The sequence below is a fragment of the Gymnodinialimonas sp. genome, assembly GCF_059726805.1.
Genome location: NZ_AP041059.1, coordinates 2,024,875 through 2,041,470 on the forward strand (window position 1 = coordinate 2,024,875; position 16,596 = coordinate 2,041,470).

Sequence of the window (16,596 nt, forward strand, 5' to 3'; positions counted from 1 at the left end):
GATGCTCAGCCTTGACGGTCTGATCGCCGTTTGTGTGCTCTATGTGCTGGGGCTTTTTGCCATCGCCTTCTGGGCCGAGAAATCGGCGCGGCGCGGTGGGGCAGGGTGGCTCAACTCTCCGATCATCTACACGCTATCGCTGTCGATCTACGCGACCGCCTGGACGTTTTATGGCGCGGTCGGCTCTGCCGCGCGGTCGGGGCTGGAGTTTCTGACGATCTACCTGGGCCCCACGTTGGTCTTCGTGGGCTGGTTCTGGGTCCTGCGCAAAGTGGTGCGGATCGGGCGGGCGCAGCGTGTTACGTCGATCGCCGACATGATCTCCAGCCGGTACGGCAAATCCGGCGGGCTGGCGGCGCTGGTCACCTTGCTCGCCGTGGTGGGCACCACGCCTTACATCGCGTTGCAACTGCAATCGGTGACGCTGTCGTTCTCGGTTTTTGCGCAGCCCGGCGCGTTTGGCTCGGCGGGCAGCGGGGCGACGGCGGCCTGGCTTGCCGGCGGTTTGGCGCTGTTCACCATCGTGTTCGGCACCCGATCCCTTGACCTGAACGAGCGTCACCCCGGCCTCGTCAGCGCCATCGCGGCTGAGGCCGTGGTGAAGCTGGCCGCGATCCTTGCGGTGGGGGTCTTCGTGGTCTGGGGCGTGGCCGACGGCCCGGGCGACATGCTGGCGCGGATCGAGGCCAGCGCCGTGGCGCGAGAGCCCATCAATGGCGCGCGCTGGTTGGGCCTGACCGTTCTGGCCGGGGCCGCGATCCTGTGCCTGCCGCGCATGTTCCAGGTGCTGGTGGTCGAAAACTCGGACGAGCGGCACCTGGCCGTCGCCGGATGGGCCTTCCCGCTTTACCTGATGTTGATCTCGCTTTTCGTGGTGCCCATTGCCGTCACGGGGATGAGCTTGCCCGGAACCGGCGACAACCCGGACCTTTACGTTCTGACGGTGCCCCTGTCGCTGAACCAGGACGCGCTGGCGCTGCTGGTGTTTTTGGGCGGCTTTTCGGCGGCGACATCGATGGTGATCGTGGCCGCGCTGGCGCTGTCGACCATGGTCTCCAACCACATCGTCGTGCCGTTGTGGTTGCGGCTGAGCAAAAGCGGTGCCGCCATGGGCGGGGACATGCGCGGCGTGGCCCTGATGGCGCGGCGGATTTCCATTGCCGTCGTGCTCTTTCTGGGCCTGATGTACTACCGCCAGTCCGGTGGCACGGCGGCGCTGGCCTCCATCGGTTTGATCTCGTTTCTTGGCGTGGCCCAGGTGCTGCCTGCGCTGGTCGGCGGCATCCTGTGGCGCGGCGCCACGCGGGTGGGCGCGGCCCTGGGGATTGGGGCGGGGTTCGCCATTTGGGGCTGGCTCTTGTTGCTGCCCAACGTGGCCGAGACCGGCGGACTGATCGCGCCGATGCTCTCGGAAGGGCCGTTTGGCATCGCCTGGTTGTCGCCCGCCACGCCCTTGGGCTTGCAGGCCACGGACCCGCTGTTGACCGCGATGGTGCTGTCGCTGGGGGTCAACACGGCGCTGTTCATCCTGGGGTCGCTGTTCAGCTTCCCCTCACCGCTGGAGCGTTTGCAGGGCGCGCAATTCGTCAACGTCTTCGACCATTCGCGCGCGCTCAAGGGCTGGCGCGGGGCCGTGGGGACAGCGGATGACCTGTTGATCACCGCGCAGCGGATCATGGGGCCGGGCCGGGCCGGGCGTCTCTTTGCAGAGGTGGCCGAGGCCCAGGGCCGCGAGGGCGACCTGCCCGAGCCGACGCCCGATTTCCTGGAACGGTTGGAGCGCGAGCTGGCAGGCTCGGTCGGCGCGGCAACGGCCCATGCGATGGTGTCACAAATCACCGGGGCGGCGGCGGTTTCCGTGCGCGATTTGCTGGCCGTGGCCGATGAGACGGCGCAGATCATGGAGTATTCCAGTCAGCTGGAGGCAAAATCCGAGGAGCTCGCCCAAACCGCCCGCCGCCTGCGCGAGGCCAACGCCAAGCTGACCGAGCTGTCGGTGCAGAAGGACGCCTTCCTGTCGCAGATCAGCCACGAGCTGCGCACGCCGATGACGTCGATCCGCGCGTTCTCGGAAATTCTGATGCAATCCGACCCGGTCGACGACGCGGCGCGGGCACGGTTCAGCCGGATTATCCACGATGAAAGCCTGCGCCTGACGCGGCTGCTGGACGATCTGCTGGACCTAAGCGTGCTGGAAAACGGGCGGGTGACGCTGAACATGGATACGGCAGTGTTGGCCGATGTGATGGACCGCGCGATTTCCGCTGCGGGCGCCGAAGCCCATGCCCGCATGACCATCAAGCGCGACCGGTCGGCGGAAGATATCGTGCTCTGGACCGATGCGGACCGGTTGAGCCAGGTGTTCATCAACCTGATCTCCAACGCCCAGAAGTATTGCGATGCCGACGCACCGGAGTTGACGATATCCGTCGTCCAATCGGGCGCGGGGCTGACGGTGGAGTTTGCCGACAACGGATCGGGCATTCCGCCGCGCCAGGAGGCGCTGATTTTCGAGAAGTTCGCCCGCCTCGACACCGCGCGCGGGGCACCGGGGGCGGGGCTGGGGCTGGCGATCAGCCGCGAGGTGATGACCCGGCTTGATGGGCAGCTAAGCTTCCTTCCGGGACCCGGCGGCGCACGGTTCCGGGTGGCGCTGCCGGTGGCGGCGTTGCGGGCGGCGTAAGGAGTTTCTTAACGGGTTTTGTGCGAGGACTTGATCCATGTGACCCGCCAGAAGGCCCCGCCCAGAGATGTCCGACCCCGACACGCGCCCCGTACTCTCCCGCATCATTGCGGCCCATCTTGGCGTCGGTGCCCAGGCGGCGGCTTTGGAGCCAGCGCTGCAATCGGGCCTGACCCGCGCGATCCGGCGCGCCGCGATGCCCTTCGCGACGCTGACGCCCCAGGTTGCTGAGGTCAGCGTTATGGCCGAGGCGCGCCTGAGCGATGCGCTGGCGGCGATGCCGGACCATGGGCTGATCGCCGCGATGGAAGACAAGGAAGGCCGCCGCGGCCTCGTGGTGCTGGAACACCCCCTTGTCGATGCCTTAATCGAGGTGCAGGCCACCGGCCACGTGGAAGAGACCGAGCAACCGCCGCGCAAGGTCACCCGCATCGATGAAGCGCTGTGCCGGGATTTCATTGACCTGAAGTTGGGGGCCTTTGCCCTGGAAACGGCCGAGCAGGCGGGCCGCGATTGGCCGGACCGGATGCATTACGGCAGCAACATCGCAGATCGCGCGCAGTTGAACCTGTTGATGCCGGACCGGGGCTACCGGCTTTTGCGCACCTCTGTCACCTTGGGCGGGCGCAAGACCGGCACCCTGGTCATGCTGTTGCCCTGCGATCCCGCCGTGGCGCGGCGCCGCGCGCTTGTTGACCCGAAGGCAGAGGCGCCGGTGGATTGGAGCGCGCAGATGCTCGCCTGCCTCGGCTCTGCGCCGATGGCGCTCGACGCTGTTCTGATGCGCGTGACCCTACCGCTTGGAGAGGTTGAAGCCCTGGAAGAGGGGGATCTGGTGCCGTTTGACCACAGTGATCTGAGCGCGGTGACCCTGGAGGACGAGACAGGACACGTCTTTCTGCGCGGCGCGTTGGGGCAACTCTCAGGCAAGCGCGCGGTCCGCGTTGCGGGTCCGCAAAAGGGTGCAGCGGCACCGCAAGCGCCTGCAACGCCACCCGCGCCTGCGTCGATGCCCCAGGCGATGGCGCATCAGGAGAAGCCCGGCGCCTTGGCGGACCTGCCGCCGATGGCTGAGGCGCCCGCGCCCATGGGTGATCTCGACCCCGGCGCGCCAGCGGCAGGGGCGGATCCGGACGTGCCCCCGGGCGCGGTTGATCCCATCGCCTCGATGAAGGATTTCGACCCCAACGCCACTATGGCCTGAGGTCAACGCACTTCGGGCTTCGCGCCCAAGCTCTTGCCTTCCGCCGCGTCGCCCGCCAAAACCCTCCGCAATCGGCGCGTGGCGTCGTCCCAGCCGGAGCTTGCCCCATGTCGATCGCCACCTTCCGCACCACCGTTGCCACGAACCGCCCCCTTGCGGGCACCTTCATGAAGACACCCTCCGTCGATATCCTGGAGGTGCTGATCCTCTCGGGCCTCGATTTCGTGTGCATCGACGGCGAACATGCCCCCTTTGACCGCCAGTCGCTCAACGCTTGCCTGGCGCTGTCGCGGGCGGCGGATTTCCCGGTGCTGATCCGGGTGCCCTCGGGCACGCCCGAGAACATCGGCGCAGCCCTTGATCTGGGTGCTGTGGGCGTCGTCGTGCCCCATGTCACGGACGCCGACACCGCCGCAACCGTCGCCAAGGCCGCGCGCTATGGCCACGGCGGGCGCGGCTATGCGGGCTCCACCCGGTGGGCGGGTTATGCCACCCGCGCCATGCCCGACATCCTGGCCCAAAGCCAGGACGAAACCATCGTCATCGCCCAGATCGAGGACCCCGAAGCGGTGGAGGCCGCCTCCGCCATCGCCGCCACGCCTGGTATCGATGCGCTGTTCCTGGGCCCCGCTGATCTGACCGTCGCTTACGGCCAGACCGATCAGGATTGCGCCGAATTGCACGCCGCCATGGCCAGCGTGGGCGAGGCCGCCGCGGCCCACGGTAAGGCCTATATGACTTTTGTGGCCCATTCAGACCGCGCCAAAGCCCTGCGCAAATACGGCTTCGGCGCCTTCTTCATCGGCTCCGAGCATGGCTGGATCCTGGCCGGTGCGCGTGCCCAGATTGCGGGCATCCGCGAGATCGACTGACGCGCCAGCAGCCCAATTTCCGTCGCATTTGCCTCAAATCCGCCCCACCTCGGGCGGGTTTTTTCCCGCGTATCACCTCGGAAAGGGCGCAGCTCCCCCCACTTTCCGCCCCGCTTTGCCATCATACCTGTCCCATCGCTCCCGTGTATTGAGGGCAGCGCGTAACGAGGCAGCTAGTTTGGCACAACGGGACGAAAAAGGGTCCCACTTGCAGGAGCAGTCTTATGATGAAGTCTCGTTTCATCCCCGTCCTTATTCTTGGCGCCGCCCTGGCCGTATCCGGCTGCGTTGGCACCACCGACGTGTCCCGTGGCATCGGCACCGATGCCCTTCCCGTGATCGAAAACATCGAGGTCCAGGATTGGGACGTCGTGAGTGTCGAAGTGAACGTCCCCCACACGCTGACGTCTTCGGAAGCCAACACCATCAAGCCGCGCGCCGACATCGTCTGGCGCGAAGATCCGGCCGGTGACCGCCACGCCCAGGTTGATGCCCTGATCACCGCCGCGCTGGAGCCCGCCTTTGAGGCCGTGAACGGTGCCATCCCCGTGGTCGTCACCCTGGACCTCGCGCGTTTCCACGCCCAGACCCAGCGCGTCCGCTACACCTTTGGCGGCGAGCATGAGATCGAGTTCGTGATGACCGTGCGCCATGCGGAAACCGGCGCGATCCTGTCCGGCCCGATTGAGGTGGACCTGACGTTCGACGCCCTGGGCGGCGATGACGCCGTGGCTGCCGACGCCCGTGGTGAGACGCAGCGCGTCCGCATCACGCAGCGTTTCACCCAGTGGGTGCAGGATGAGTTCATCGGCCCCGCCGCCAGCACCTTGCTGCTCGCCTCGAACTGAGGCTTTCAGCCCACCCGATAACCCGCTAGAGGGGGCGCTATGACAGCGTCCCCTTTTCCCGTTCTTCGCCTGAAACCCAAAGCCGATGCCCGCCGCATTCGCCATGGCCACCCCTGGGCCTGGGCCGATGACCTTGTGCTCGACCGTCGCTCCAAGGGTGTGTCTGCGGGCGCGCTGGTGATGCTGGAAGATGCCGAGCGTCAGCCGATCGGCATCGGCATCGCCACCGTGGGCGCGCGCATCGGCCTGCGGGTGCTGGACCGCGCGCCGGGCGCGGTCATCGACACCGATTGGCTGCGCGCCAGGATCACGGCAGCCCACGCCCTGCGCGCGGCGCTTTATGACGCGCCGTTCTACCGCCTGATCCACGCCGAAGGCGATGGCCTGCCGGGCCTCATCGTGGATCGCTTCGGCGACACGCTGGTGATGCAACCCAACGCGATTTGGCTGGAAGAGCGGTTGGACGCCCTTTCAGCGCTGTTGCTGGAGGTGACGGGCTGCACAATCCTGATCAAGAACGGCACCTCGCGCGCCCGCGCGCTCGAAGAGCTGCCCGAAGAAATGCTAACGCTTACGGGCACGGCACCGGACGGCCCGCTGCCGGTGCCGATGAATGGCGCCACCTATATGGCCGACGTCATGGGCGGCCAGAAAACCGGCCTGTTCTACGACCAACGGCCCAACCACGCGTTGATCGCAGGCCTCTCCAAGGGCGCCCGCGTGCTCGACGTCTTCACCCATGTCGGCGGCTTTGCCCTCGCAGCGCTCGCCGCCGGGGCCGAGACGGCGCTGGCCGTCGATGCCTCGGAGCCTGCCTTGGCCTTGGCCGGGCAGGGGGCCGAGGCCATGGGCTGCGCCGCGCGTTTCACCACCCGCCAGGGCGACGCCTTCGCGGTGATGGAGGCCCTGGCCGCCGAGGGGCAAACCTTCGATGTCGTCATCGCCGATCCGCCCGCTTTCGCGCCGTCAAAACAGGCCCTCGACAAGGGCCTGCGCGCCTATGAGCGGGTGGCACGCCTGGCCGCCTCGCTTGTGGCCGAGGGCGGCACGCTGATGCTCTGCTCCTGTTCGCACGCGGCGGATCTGGGCAAATTCCGCGCCTCCTGCCTGCGCGGCATCGGGCGCGCGGGCCGCGATCCGCGCCTGATCTACACCGGCTTCGCAGGCCCCGATCACCCGGTCCACCCCAGCCTGAGCGACACGGGCTACCTCAAGGCCCTCGCGTTCAAGCTATGATCGCGGTGCTGGACGCCTGCGTGCTCTATCCAACGGTGCTGCGCCAGATCCTTCTGGGCTGCGCCGAGCGCGGCCTATACACGCCGATCTGGTCGGCGCGCCTGCTGGAGGAATGGGCCCGCGCCGCCGCCCGCAATGGCGGCGCGCAGGACGAACAGATCGCCCGGGCCGAGGCCTCTGCCGCCAACCGCCGCTTCCCGAACGCGCTGACCCCACCCGGCGATGAAGCCCCCCTCTGGCTGCCTGATCCTGCCGATATCCACGTGCTAGCGACGGCGATCCAAAGCGGCGCGCAGACCATTATCACCCAAAACCTCAAGGATTTCCCGGCGCGCGAGCTGGCCCACCATGGCGTCAAAGCCAGAGCCCCCGACGCGCTGCTCTATGATCTTTGGCTCGCCACTCCTGAGGCCGTCACCGACGCCGTCACCCAGACCCACGCTGAGGCCGAGCGTCTCTCAGGCCAAACACTCCCCCTGCGCGCCCTTCTCAAACGTGCGCGCCTGCCGCGCCTGGGCAAAGCCCTCAGCCGTTAGGCCGCTCCTTCATCTTGCCGATACAACTCCGGGGGTATGCGATCTTTTTCCCTGGAAAAAGACGCACAGGGGGCTGGCCCCCTGCGGCACGGCGCCGGCCACTCACTCCGACGGCAGTTCCGTGCGCCACCGCGCCTCCATCGCCTCGATGGCGGCGATCCGGTCGGCGGTCTTGGGATGGCTCATCAACCACGCCGGTGCCCCGCCGCCCTTCAGGCCGGCAAGGCTCTCCAACTTGGCGAACATGCTCTTTTGCGGCCCGGCGCCAAGCCCGGCGGACACCATCAGGGACGTCGCATAGGCGTCCGCCTCATACTCATCCTGGCGGCTTAACCGCGCGGCCAGAAGCGAGGCCACCGCGCCGCCGATCAGCGGCCCGATGCCGGGAATGAACCGGCCCAACACGCTGGCCAGCACCGCGCGTACCGCGTTCTGGCCGGAAAAATCCACCATCCGACGCCGCGTATGCCCCAGCGCCACATGGCCCAGTTCATGGGCGATCACGCTGGCCATCTCTTCCGCCGTCACTTCGCCCGCGAGGTAGCGGTTATAGAATCCGCGCGTCAGGAAAATCCGCCCATCGGGCGAGGCCAACCCATTGACCGCGTCGACCTCATAGACATTCACCCGGATCTTCTCGACATCCAGCACCTGCGCAAACTTCTCGGTGATCTCGCGCAGGCGTGCGTCCGCCAATTCGGTCGAGCGCGCGTCAAGGTCGCGGTTCGTGCGCCAGGCCGAGAACAGGTAGCTCACCAGGCCGTAGCCCACGGCAAGCAGGATGGGGGTCAGCTTCAACATGACTGGGATATGGGGCGTGCGGGCACGCTCGGCAATGGTTACGCCGTCAACAATTCCGTGCCGTGCCGCGAGAGGCGTTCGACCCCATCCGCGCCGACCAGCACCGTATGGCCCAAGGTCATCGCACGGCCCGGGTCGCTGTCCATCAAGATCATGTGCAGGAAGAAGGCCTGCCCCTCGTGCATGATTGTCGGGTTTCCCGAATAAAACATCGGGAACTCGACCCAGATCGGGTTGTAGGCGATCCCCATGCCATAGCCGCAGGCCTGCAGCCGCGCGTGCGATAGCCCGCGTTTGTCGAAGACGGCGGCGTGGGCGTCGAACACCTCCGCCATCGGACGCCCGGGGCGGATCGCGCTTTCGCAGGCCTCCAGCGCCTCTTCACAGGCCGCGTGCATCTCGCGGTGCTGCGGGGTCGGCGCGCCGATGATCACCGTGCGCATGGCGGCCGCGTGGTAGCGCGCGGCGCTGCCGGACCATTCCAGCGTCAGCTGATCTGAGGCGTCGAGGTGCCTGCGCCCCGCGTAGGACCGGCACAAAAGCGCATTTGCGCCCGAGCCGATCACCGTCTCGTTGCCCGCGGGTTCCCCTCCGCGCGACAGGATCGCGGCTTGCATGGCCGCATGGATATCGCCCTCAAACGCGCCGGGGCCTGCCGCTGCCAGGGCTGCATCCAATGCGGCGTCGGTCATCTCGGCGGCGTGGCGGATCTGCGCGACCTCTGCCGGGGTTTTCATCCGCCGCAGGTTGGCGATCAGATCTGAGGCTTCAATCATCCCTGGCAAGGCGCGTTCCACGGCGCGGCCATTGAAATGGCTCAGCCCCGCCGTCCGCGTCTCGATGCCCAGGCGCTTGCCCGATAGCCCCATGCGCGCCACCAGGGCGGCCAAATCCGCCGCCGGGTCCGCGCCTGCGTGCTCGGGCCAGACGTGGATGTGTTCATGAGGAATGACCGAGGTGTTCTGGGCCTGTCGCAGGTCGGGCAGGCGGGTGAGCAGTTCGATCCGCCCCTCGGCGTCCAGCACCATCGCCTGAAACATCGCGAAACCGAAGGTGTCATAGCCGGTCAGCCAATAGTGGCTTTCAGGCGCAAACAGGACGATGCCGTCGAGGCCTTCTGCCCGCAGTGCCGCGACGGCGCGCGCGGTTCGGGTGGCATATTCTTCCGGAGCAAAGAGGGGAGGTGTCATGGTGTCTCTCTTGTCGGGTGTGATTTCAGGCGGTGGCGCAGGGCGAGGCCCAGGCCGAGGGTGACCAGCCCCGCCACAAGGAAGCCCGACGCATTGCCCAAAAGCGAGGATAAAGCGTCGATGCGGTCGCCGAAGGCGTAGCCCAGGCCCAAGTAGACGCTGACCCAGATCGCCTCTCCGGCCATGTCGAAGATCGCAAAGCGGACCCAGCCCATGCCGATGCTGCCCGCGATGAAGTTCACGTAAGGCCCCAGCGGCGCGAAAAGCCAGGTGGACAGAAACACGCCCATCGCATCATAGCGGTCCAGCGAGGCCTGGGCGCGGGCGATCACCTTGGCGCGCGCGGGCCCGCGGGAGAGGCGGTCCAACACGCGGGTGCCGCCGGTCCGCCCAATCAGGTAGCCGGTATTGTCGCCTAGAACCGCCGCCGCCCAGGCCGCGAGCCAGACCTGCGCAAAGGTCAGATCCCCCGCCGCCACGAAGGCGCCCGCCGACAGCATCACCAGCGAGGTTGGGATCGGGATCAGAAGGCAGGAAAGGAAGGCGCACAAAGCCACGATCAACGCGCCATAGGACGAAACGAGCGATAGGACCGTATCGGTCATTGCGCGCGGTCACGGTGGGCCTGGATCGCGGCCTCGATCCGGGTGATCAGCGCGTCCAGCGGCACGCCTTGCTCTGCCGCGATGTCTTCAAGGCGATGCGGCCCGCCGCCGCCCGGTGCGCGGTTGACGGCCTCGATCATCACCTCGCGCGGCACGTCCCAGGATAGGGCGACATAGCCCGGCGACATCCAGCCCGCGATCTCCTGATCGATGTGGCGGGGATCGGCCCAGTAGATCGCATCCAGGATGGCGCTGATGGCGAAGAACAAGGTCAGCGCCACGGCGAGGGCGAATGCGGTCGTGAGCCAGGGGGCCTTGGTCCAAGCGGTCTTCAGGCGCGCGATCATCGCCCCAGCTCGCGCATCCCGCGGTCGAGGCCTTCAAGGGTCATCGGCACCATGCGGCCTTCGAAAATCTCACTGATCATCTGGGTGGACTGCGTGTAGCGCCAGTGCCGCTCGGGCGTGGGGTTGATCCACATGTGATCGGGCCATTGGGTGCGGGCGCGTTGCAGCCAGGTGCTGCCGGGCTCTTCATTCCAATGCTCATTGGCGCCGCCCGCGAAGGCGACCTCGTAGGGCGACATCGCCGCGTCGCCCACGAAGATGCATTTGTAGTCCGGCCCGTAGGTGTTCATCACCTCAAACGTCGGGATCGTTTCCGTCCAGCGGCGGCGGTTGTCGCGCCAGACGGATTCGTAGAGGCAGTTGTGGAAGTAGTAGTATTCGAGGTGCTTGAACTCGGCCTTGGCCGCAGAGAACAGCTCTTCCACGACCTTCACGTGATCGTCCATGGAGCCGCCGACGTCGAGAAACAGGATCACCTTCACCGCATTGCGCCGCTCGGGCCGGGTCTTGACGTCGAGCCAGCCCTGCTCAGCCGTCGCGCGGATGGTGCCGTCGAGGTCCAGTTCCTCCGCCGCGCCGTCGCGGGCCCATTGGCGGAGGCGTTTGAGCGCGACCTTGATGTTGCGCGTCCCAAGCTCGACATCGCCGTCGAGGTTCTTGAAATCTCGCTTGTCCCAGACCTTCACGGCGCGCCTGTGGCGGCTTTCGTGTTGGCCGATCCGCACGCCTTCGGGGTTGTAGCCGTAGGCCCCGAAAGGCGACGTCCCCGCCGTGCCGATCCACTTGCTGCCGCCCTGGTGGCGGCCTTCCTGTTCCTTGAGCCGCTCGCGCAGGGTCTCCATCAGCTTGTCGAAGCCGCCGAGCGCTGCGATCTCGGCGCGCTCTTCCTCGGACAGGTGCTTTTCGGCGAGCTTTTCCAGCCACTCGCGGGGGATTTCGGTGGCCTCCAGCACGTCCTCGGCGCTGATCGCCTCCAGCCCGCCGAAGGCGTGGGCGAAGGCCTGGTCGAAGCGGTCGAGGTGGCGTTCGTCCTTCACCATCGCGGCGCGCGCGAGGTAGTAGAAACCGTCGATATCATAGGTCACGAGACCCGCCGAGACACCTTCTAGGAAGGCGAGATATTCCCGGAGCGAGACGGGAATTCGGGCGGCGCGCAGGGTCTGGAAGAAGGGCAGGAACATGCCCCCTTGTAGCCCAGGGGGTGGGGGGCGGGAAAGCGAATATCAGGCGGGGTGCTCAAGCTTGAGCACCCAGGTCAACCCCTTGAAAAACAACCAAAAGGCAAAATTCGTTTACCTTTTGTTAACCTCAAACAGGCCGCTGCGAGGAGCGCGCATAGCGTGCGAGGAGGGGCGGGATCCCATGGGATATCAAGTCGGCGCAGGCAGCACGAACATCGCGATCGTGCCCACAAGGAAGCCGATGATCGCAAAGACAGCACCGTATTGGGCCATGTCGGCGCGGTTGCCGCCGCGGTAGCGCGCCAGGATCACGCCTGCCAGAATGCCAATGCCAGCGCCGATGAAATTCAGCATGTCTCAAGCCCCGTTTACCGGCCCGGCGACAGTGCCGCGACCTCGGTCAATCGCGCGCCGACGGCGGCGTTCGAACCGAAGCCATAACGGCCCCAGGCCAGGCCATCAAGGCGGACGCTGCGCGCCTCGGACGCGCGGCCCACATCGTCCAGCGCTTCGGCGCGGATCATCAGAAGCGTCGACAGGAGCGAGGCGTTTTGGGCGCGCGTGGCGGCGGGCAGGGCGCGCTCTGTCAGGCGCAGGGCCTCGGCCGTGCGGCCTGCTGACAGCGCAAAGGCGGCCAATTGCATGTCCACATGGGCGGATTGAATGCCGCGCGGGGCGACCCGCTCGAATATGGTAGAGGCCGATTGGAACGCCTCGATGGAGGTTTCCACATCGCGCGAAAGCGTAAGACGCCCGAGCGCGAAATAGCTGAACGCCAGGCGCGTGTCGTTCCACTGCTGCTGGCGGGCGATGCGCACGGCGCGTTCCGCCGCCGTGATCCGCGCAGCATCCGAGGAGCCCGGCCCAAGGGCCGCCTCAATCGCGGTGATCCAGGTGCGCGGCGTTTGCGAGCCCTGTCCGCCGCCCGCCTGGCCGCCGCGCGGATTGATCCGCGACAGCACGCCGGGCAGGGCAGAGGCCACCTGCGCGCGGGTCATGCCCGATTGCAGGGCGTCGTCGTAGTAGGTGCGCAGGACCAGCATATCAAACCCGGTCAGCACGGCGTTGAAATTGTCGTCGTTGAACACCGAATCCGACAGGCGGTAGAGGTCATTGAGCGGCCCGAGGGCTTGGGCGATTTCCTCGTGCAGGCAATCGCGGATTTCCTGGGGCGAGACGTCCGAGGGGATGAAGACGGCGACCCGTTCGCGGGTCTCCAGCGTGGTCCAATCGAGCGTCCGGCCCGCGCGGGCGCGGCGGAACTCGGCCCAGGAACTGACGCGGGGCACCACGAAACAGGCGGCTTGCGGCACCACGCGCTGCATCCGCGCGCGGGGCAGGGTTTCGATGGTGATCGAGGCGCTGCCAGAGGTGGCGCGGGTGATGTCGATGTCAGCCTCTGCCCGCAAACGGGCGAGCAGCAGGTTGAGGTCATGGGTCAGCGAGGCGGGCGCGCCGGAGGCGACGGCCACGGTGATCGGGCCTTCAAACCGGCTCATCCGGTCGATCACCCGGCCCGATTCCATCTGAAAGCTGAGGTCCAGGAAATCCGCCGCAATCGAGGTGTTGGACCGCGCGGGCGCAGCCACGCGCGCGGCGCCGAAGGTGTTCATCGCGGGCAGGGAGCCGTCCAGCGCCGCCACACCGCGCGCGGGCAGATCCGTGCCCACGCTGGGGGTGCAGGCGGCAAGGACAAGGGCGACGGCGGGCGCCAGAAGGGTCAGGGTACGAGACAAATACGAAAGCCTTTAGGTTCGAGAATACTTCATGAATTCAGTAGGCTGCCCGATGCGGTCGTAGAGCGTGCGGGCCGTGGTATTGCTGCGCTGGGTCAGCCAGTAGACGGCACTGCGCCCGTGGGCATCGGCGTCGGCATAGACCTGTTCGATCAGCGCGCGCCCGACGCCTTGTCCGCGCACGGACGGGGCCGCGAAAAGGTCTTGCAGGTAGGTCACGGGCTCCGCGCGCCAGCTGTGGGCGTGGATGATGATATGGACGAATCCCACCAGCGCGCCGTCGTGTTCCGCCACCCAGGCCTGCATGTCTTCAACGCCCGGGTCGCGCAGGCGGGCAAACAGCAGATCGTCATGGTCCTTTGCGATCTCGCCGCCATAAAAATCAAGGTAGCCACGCCACAACACGCCCCATGGGGCCCGATCCAGCGCGCCCAGGGGGCGTATGTCAAAGGAACTCGTCAAAGGGGTCTGCCATGGATTAGAGCGCGGGGCCGGAACGGATACACGAAGGCAATTTGCCGCGCGATTATGGCAGGAATCGGGCGTGCAGAAAGGTTCCTATAATCACATCCCGGCGATTGCCCGCCTACCGTTGCCCCCGGGCCATAAACGCAAGGCGTTCGAAGAGCGCCACGTCCTGTTCATTTTTCAGGAGCGCACCGTGCAGCTTGGGCAAGCTGGAAGCGCCGTCGCGGCGCAGATCCTCGGGCTGCAGGTCCTCGGCCAGAAGCAGCTTCAGCCAGTCCAGCACTTCCGAGGTAGAGGGCTTTTTCTTCAACCCCTGTTGATCGCGGATCTCGTAGAACTGGGTCAGCGCGGTGGTCAGAAGGGCGGGTTTGATGCCGGGGTGATGCACCTCGACGATCTTTTTCATCACCTCGATGTCGGGGAATCGGATGTAGTGGAAGAAACACCGGCGCAGGAAGGCGTCGGGCAGTTCCTTTTCGTTGTTTGACGTGATGATGACGATGGGCCGCACCTGGGCTTTCACCGTCTCGCCGGTCTCGTAGACGAAGAACTCCATCCGGTCGAGTTCCTGCAGCAGGTCGTTCGGGAACTCGATATCGGCCTTGTCGATCTCATCAATCAAGAGCACGCATTTGTCTTCCCGCGCGAAGGCCTGCCACAGCTTGCCCCTGCGGATGTAGTTGTTAACGTCGTTAACCTTCTCGTCGCCCAACTGGCTGTCGCGCAGGCGCGAGACGGCGTCATATTCATAAAGGCCCTGCTGCGCGCGGGTGGTGGATTTGATGTGCCATTCGATGATTGGCAGCCCCAGGGCGTCGGCCACTTGCCGCGCCAGTTCCGTCTTGCCGGTGCCGGGCTCCCCCTTGACCAGCAGCGGGCGTTCGAGGGTGACGGCGGCGTTGACGGCCACGGTCAGGTCTTGGGTCGCCACGTAATCGGCGGTGCCATCAAATCGGAGCAAGGGGTGTATCCTTCTGGGGTCGTTCACCAAATTGGCTACCTCACACACTATCTAGGTGACAAGCGATCATTGCAGGTGTAATCGACCGCGGAGGGCACCCATGGACTGGCAAAGGTTAGACACCATGAACGACACGAGCCCCACAGAGGGGAATACGATGAAAGCAGAAGTTTTCCTGCCGGATGACTATCGTCCCGCGGACGATGAACCATTCATGAACGAGCGTCAGGTGGAATATTTCCGCCGTAAACTGCTGAACTGGCGCGAAGAGTTGCTGGACGAAAGCCGCTCGACCGTCACCACGCTGCAAGACGGCACGCGTAATATCCCGGACGTGGCTGACCGCGCGTCCGAGGAAACCGACCGCGCGCTGGAGCTGCGCACACGGGACCGCCAGCGCAAGCTGATCGCCAAGATCGACCAGGCGCTGCGGCGCGTGGAAGAGGGCGAGTTCGGCTACTGCGACGTGACCGGCGAGCCGATTTCGCTCAAGCGGCTGGATGCGCGGCCCATCGCCACGATGAGCCTGGAAGCGCAGGAGCGTCACGAGCGCCGCGAAAAGGTCCACCGCGACGACTAGGCCAGCGACAACTGGCCACTTGGCGTTTTGAATTCAGAAGGGGCACCCATCGCGGGTGCCCTTTTGCGTGGAGGTGGCAGGATGCTGATTGGCAAGCAGGTAACGGTGATCGGCGGCGGCATTGGCGGCCTTGCGGCAGCGCTGGCCTGCGCGCGCCACGGCGCGGCGGTCACGGTGCTGGAGCGTGCCGAGGCGATCCGCGAGGTCGGCGCGGGCCTACAGATCTCGCCGAACGGCTGGGTCGTCTTGCAGGCCCTGGGCCTGGATGAAGCCGTCGCGGCCCAGGCCACGCGCGGCCAGGCTGTGCGTCTGCGCGATTTCCGGCGCGGGGCGGAGGTCTTCACGATGCCCCTGCGCGATCCGTTTCACTTCGTCCACCGCGCGGACCTGATCGAGGCGCTGCACGCGGCAGCCGTTGAAGCTGGCGTAGAGATTCGCCTCGGCGTGCAAGTGGCGCAGGTCGAGACGCAGGCGCATGAGGTGCAGCTGACCCTCGCCGATGGCACCAAGGAGGTCCACGGGCTGACGATTGCCGCAGACGGGTTGCATTCCGCCGGGCGCGCGCATCTCAACCCGCGCTCAAAACCTTTCTTCACAGGCCAGGTCGCCTGGCGCGCGCTGGTGGCGACCGAGGCGCTGCCGCCCGAGGTCCATGTCTTCATGGGCCCGGGCCGTCACTTGGTGCGCTACCCGCTCAGGGGCGGCGCGCTGACCAATATCGTCGCCGTGGAAGAGCGGGACGCCTGGGCGCCAGAGGACTGGATGCTGACCGATGATCCGCGCAACCTGCGCGCCGCCTTCATCGACTTTTGCCCTGAAATCAAAGACCTGCTCGGCGACGTTGAAGTGCCCAACCTCTGGGGTCTCTGCCGCCATCCGGTCGCGAGCCAATGGGTCAACGGCCCGCTCGCGCTTCTGGGCGACGCCGCGCATCCGACGCTGCCGTTCCTGGCCCAGGGCGCCAATATGGCCCTGGAAGATGCCTGGGTGCTGGCCGAATGCCTGGCGGGGATCGCCGACACCGGCGAGGCGCTGCACAGCTATCAATCCGCCCGCAAACCGCGCACCGCCCGGATCGTGGAGGCTGCCAACGGAAACGCCGCCAATTACCACCTGCGCCCGGGTCCCTACCGTTTCGCTGCCCACACCGCCCTGCGCGCGGCGGGCCGCTTCGCGCCCCACGCGGTCACCAACCGGTTCAACTGGCTCTACCACCACGACGTGACGCGCTGAGCCTCCCTTTCATCTTGCTCGAAAAACTCCCCCCGGAGGGCCGGTTTGCCACCCGCACCGCAAGTCGACATTCAGGAACCAAACAAACCCAACACTGAAATCAAAGATTTCAACG

The 16,596-nt window shown here is 66.3% G+C and carries 17 protein-coding genes; 8 read left to right on the forward strand and 9 right to left on the reverse strand.

The features are described 5' to 3' along the window. Position 1: 1 nt before the first annotated feature. From AC6I9R_RS09980 to AC6I9R_RS10005, 6 genes are all read left to right on the forward strand, one after another. Entirely contained in the window at positions 2-2,683 is a 2,682-nt protein-coding gene (locus AC6I9R_RS09980; RefSeq protein ID WP_461425421.1) for an ATP-binding protein, read from the forward strand. 67 nt (positions 2,684-2,750) lie between these two features. After that, positions 2,751-3,887 (forward strand): FliM/FliN family flagellar motor switch protein, encoded by a 1,137-nt coding sequence (locus tag AC6I9R_RS09985; protein ID WP_461425422.1) that lies wholly within the window; start codon positions 2,751-2,753, stop codon positions 3,885-3,887. Between the two features lie 107 nt (positions 3,888-3,994). After that, positions 3,995-4,759: an HpcH/HpaI aldolase family protein gene (locus AC6I9R_RS09990; protein WP_461425423.1), complete on the forward strand. Its 765-nt coding sequence runs from the start codon at positions 3,995-3,997 to the stop codon at positions 4,757-4,759. Positions 4,760-4,983: 224 nt separating this feature from the next. Further along, positions 4,984-5,607, forward strand: a complete 624-nt coding sequence (locus tag AC6I9R_RS09995; protein WP_461425424.1) for a DUF6778 family protein — start codon at positions 4,984-4,986, stop codon at positions 5,605-5,607. 39 nt (positions 5,608-5,646) lie between these two features. Then, the gene (locus AC6I9R_RS10000) at positions 5,647-6,843 is read left to right on the forward strand and encodes an RSP_2647 family RNA methyltransferase (RefSeq protein WP_461425425.1); all 1,197 of its coding nucleotides are present in this window, start codon (positions 5,647-5,649) and stop codon (positions 6,841-6,843) included. Beyond that, positions 6,840-7,379, forward strand: a complete 540-nt coding sequence (locus AC6I9R_RS10005; protein ID WP_461425426.1) for an RSP_2648 family PIN domain-containing protein — start codon at positions 6,840-6,842, stop codon at positions 7,377-7,379. Before AC6I9R_RS10000 ends, AC6I9R_RS10005 begins: the two co-directional genes overlap by 4 nt. 102 nt (positions 7,380-7,481) lie before the next feature. On the opposite strand, the gene AC6I9R_RS10010 is transcribed toward AC6I9R_RS10005, so the two are convergent. The 9 genes from AC6I9R_RS10010 to AC6I9R_RS10050 all read right to left on the reverse strand — a co-directional run bounded on the left by AC6I9R_RS10010 (position 7,482) and on the right by AC6I9R_RS10050 (position 14,668). Beyond that, positions 7,482-8,180, reverse strand: a complete 699-nt coding sequence (locus AC6I9R_RS10010; protein ID WP_461425427.1) for a M48 family metallopeptidase — start codon at positions 8,178-8,180, stop codon at positions 7,482-7,484. Positions 8,181-8,218: 38 nt separating this feature from the next. Next, positions 8,219-9,370: a M24 family metallopeptidase gene (locus AC6I9R_RS10015; protein ID WP_461425428.1), complete on the reverse strand. Its 1,152-nt coding sequence runs from the start codon at positions 9,368-9,370 to the stop codon at positions 8,219-8,221. After that, entirely contained in the window at positions 9,367-9,975 is a 609-nt protein-coding gene (locus tag AC6I9R_RS10020; RefSeq protein ID WP_461425429.1) for a DedA family protein, read from the reverse strand. The genes AC6I9R_RS10015 and AC6I9R_RS10020 overlap by 4 nt, the downstream gene beginning before the upstream one ends. Further along, positions 9,972-10,322: a hypothetical protein gene (locus AC6I9R_RS10025; protein WP_461425430.1), complete on the reverse strand. Its 351-nt coding sequence runs from the start codon at positions 10,320-10,322 to the stop codon at positions 9,972-9,974. Before AC6I9R_RS10025 ends, AC6I9R_RS10020 begins: the two co-directional genes overlap by 4 nt. Further along, positions 10,319-11,503: a vWA domain-containing protein gene (locus AC6I9R_RS10030; RefSeq protein WP_461425431.1), complete on the reverse strand. Its 1,185-nt coding sequence runs from the start codon at positions 11,501-11,503 to the stop codon at positions 10,319-10,321. The genes AC6I9R_RS10025 and AC6I9R_RS10030 overlap by 4 nt, the downstream gene beginning before the upstream one ends. 189 nt (positions 11,504-11,692) lie before the next feature. Next, the gene (locus tag AC6I9R_RS10035) at positions 11,693-11,857 is read right to left on the reverse strand and encodes a hypothetical protein (RefSeq protein ID WP_461425432.1); all 165 of its coding nucleotides are present in this window, start codon (positions 11,855-11,857) and stop codon (positions 11,693-11,695) included. Between the two features lie 14 nt (positions 11,858-11,871). Further along, positions 11,872-13,239 carry a DUF2927 domain-containing protein gene (locus AC6I9R_RS10040; protein ID WP_461425433.1) on the reverse strand — a complete coding sequence of 456 codons (1,368 nt, stop codon included), beginning with the start codon at positions 13,237-13,239 and terminating at the stop codon, positions 11,872-11,874. Between the two features lie 12 nt (positions 13,240-13,251). Next, a complete protein-coding gene (locus AC6I9R_RS10045) occupies positions 13,252-13,701 on the reverse strand; it encodes a GNAT family N-acetyltransferase (protein ID WP_461425434.1) in 450 nt (149 codons plus the stop codon). A gap of 124 nt (positions 13,702-13,825) precedes the next feature. Further along, the gene (locus AC6I9R_RS10050; RefSeq protein WP_461425435.1) at positions 13,826-14,668 is read right to left on the reverse strand and encodes an AAA family ATPase; all 843 of its coding nucleotides are present in this window, start codon (positions 14,666-14,668) and stop codon (positions 13,826-13,828) included. Between the two features lie 157 nt (positions 14,669-14,825). Between AC6I9R_RS10050 and dksA the strand changes: the two genes are divergently transcribed. Together dksA and AC6I9R_RS10060 are read left to right on the forward strand one after the other, a co-directional pair. Further along, positions 14,826-15,248, forward strand: coding sequence for an RNA polymerase-binding protein DksA (gene dksA, locus AC6I9R_RS10055; RefSeq protein WP_461426601.1), 423 nt, complete (start codon positions 14,826-14,828; stop codon positions 15,246-15,248). Between the two features lie 81 nt (positions 15,249-15,329). Then, on the forward strand, positions 15,330-16,481 hold the full coding sequence (locus AC6I9R_RS10060) for an FAD-dependent monooxygenase (RefSeq protein ID WP_461425436.1): 1,152 nt from the start codon (positions 15,330-15,332) through the stop codon (positions 16,479-16,481). The last annotated feature ends 115 nt before the right edge of the window (positions 16,482-16,596 follow it).

Bases quoted from the DNA above. Each gene is read 5' to 3' on its own strand.
- AC6I9R_RS09980 (WP_461425421.1), top strand. From the start codon at position 2: ATGCTCAGCCTTGACGGTCTGATCGCCGTTTGTGTGCTCTATGTGCTG.
- AC6I9R_RS09985 (WP_461425422.1), top strand. From the start codon at position 2,751: ATGTCCGACCCCGACACGCGCCCCGTACTCTCCCGCATCATTGCGGCC.
- AC6I9R_RS09990 (WP_461425423.1), top strand. From the start codon at position 3,995: ATGTCGATCGCCACCTTCCGCACCACCGTTGCCACGAACCGCCCCCTT.
- AC6I9R_RS09995 (WP_461425424.1), top strand. From the start codon at position 4,984: ATGATGAAGTCTCGTTTCATCCCCGTCCTTATTCTTGGCGCCGCCCTG.
- AC6I9R_RS10000 (WP_461425425.1), top strand. From the start codon at position 5,647: ATGACAGCGTCCCCTTTTCCCGTTCTTCGCCTGAAACCCAAAGCCGAT.
- AC6I9R_RS10005 (WP_461425426.1), top strand. From the start codon at position 6,840: ATGATCGCGGTGCTGGACGCCTGCGTGCTCTATCCAACGGTGCTGCGC.
- AC6I9R_RS10010 (WP_461425427.1), bottom strand. From the start codon at position 8,180: ATGTTGAAGCTGACCCCCATCCTGCTTGCCGTGGGCTACGGCCTGGTG.
- AC6I9R_RS10015 (WP_461425428.1), bottom strand. From the start codon at position 9,370: ATGACACCTCCCCTCTTTGCTCCGGAAGAATATGCCACCCGAACCGCG.
- AC6I9R_RS10020 (WP_461425429.1), bottom strand. From the start codon at position 9,975: ATGACCGATACGGTCCTATCGCTCGTTTCGTCCTATGGCGCGTTGATC.
- AC6I9R_RS10025 (WP_461425430.1), bottom strand. From the start codon at position 10,322: ATGATCGCGCGCCTGAAGACCGCTTGGACCAAGGCCCCCTGGCTCACG.
- AC6I9R_RS10030 (WP_461425431.1), bottom strand. From the start codon at position 11,503: ATGTTCCTGCCCTTCTTCCAGACCCTGCGCGCCGCCCGAATTCCCGTC.
- AC6I9R_RS10035 (WP_461425432.1), bottom strand. From the start codon at position 11,857: ATGCTGAATTTCATCGGCGCTGGCATTGGCATTCTGGCAGGCGTGATC.
- dksA (WP_461426601.1), top strand. From the start codon at position 14,826: ATGAAAGCAGAAGTTTTCCTGCCGGATGACTATCGTCCCGCGGACGAT.
- AC6I9R_RS10060 (WP_461425436.1), top strand. From the start codon at position 15,330: ATGCTGATTGGCAAGCAGGTAACGGTGATCGGCGGCGGCATTGGCGGC.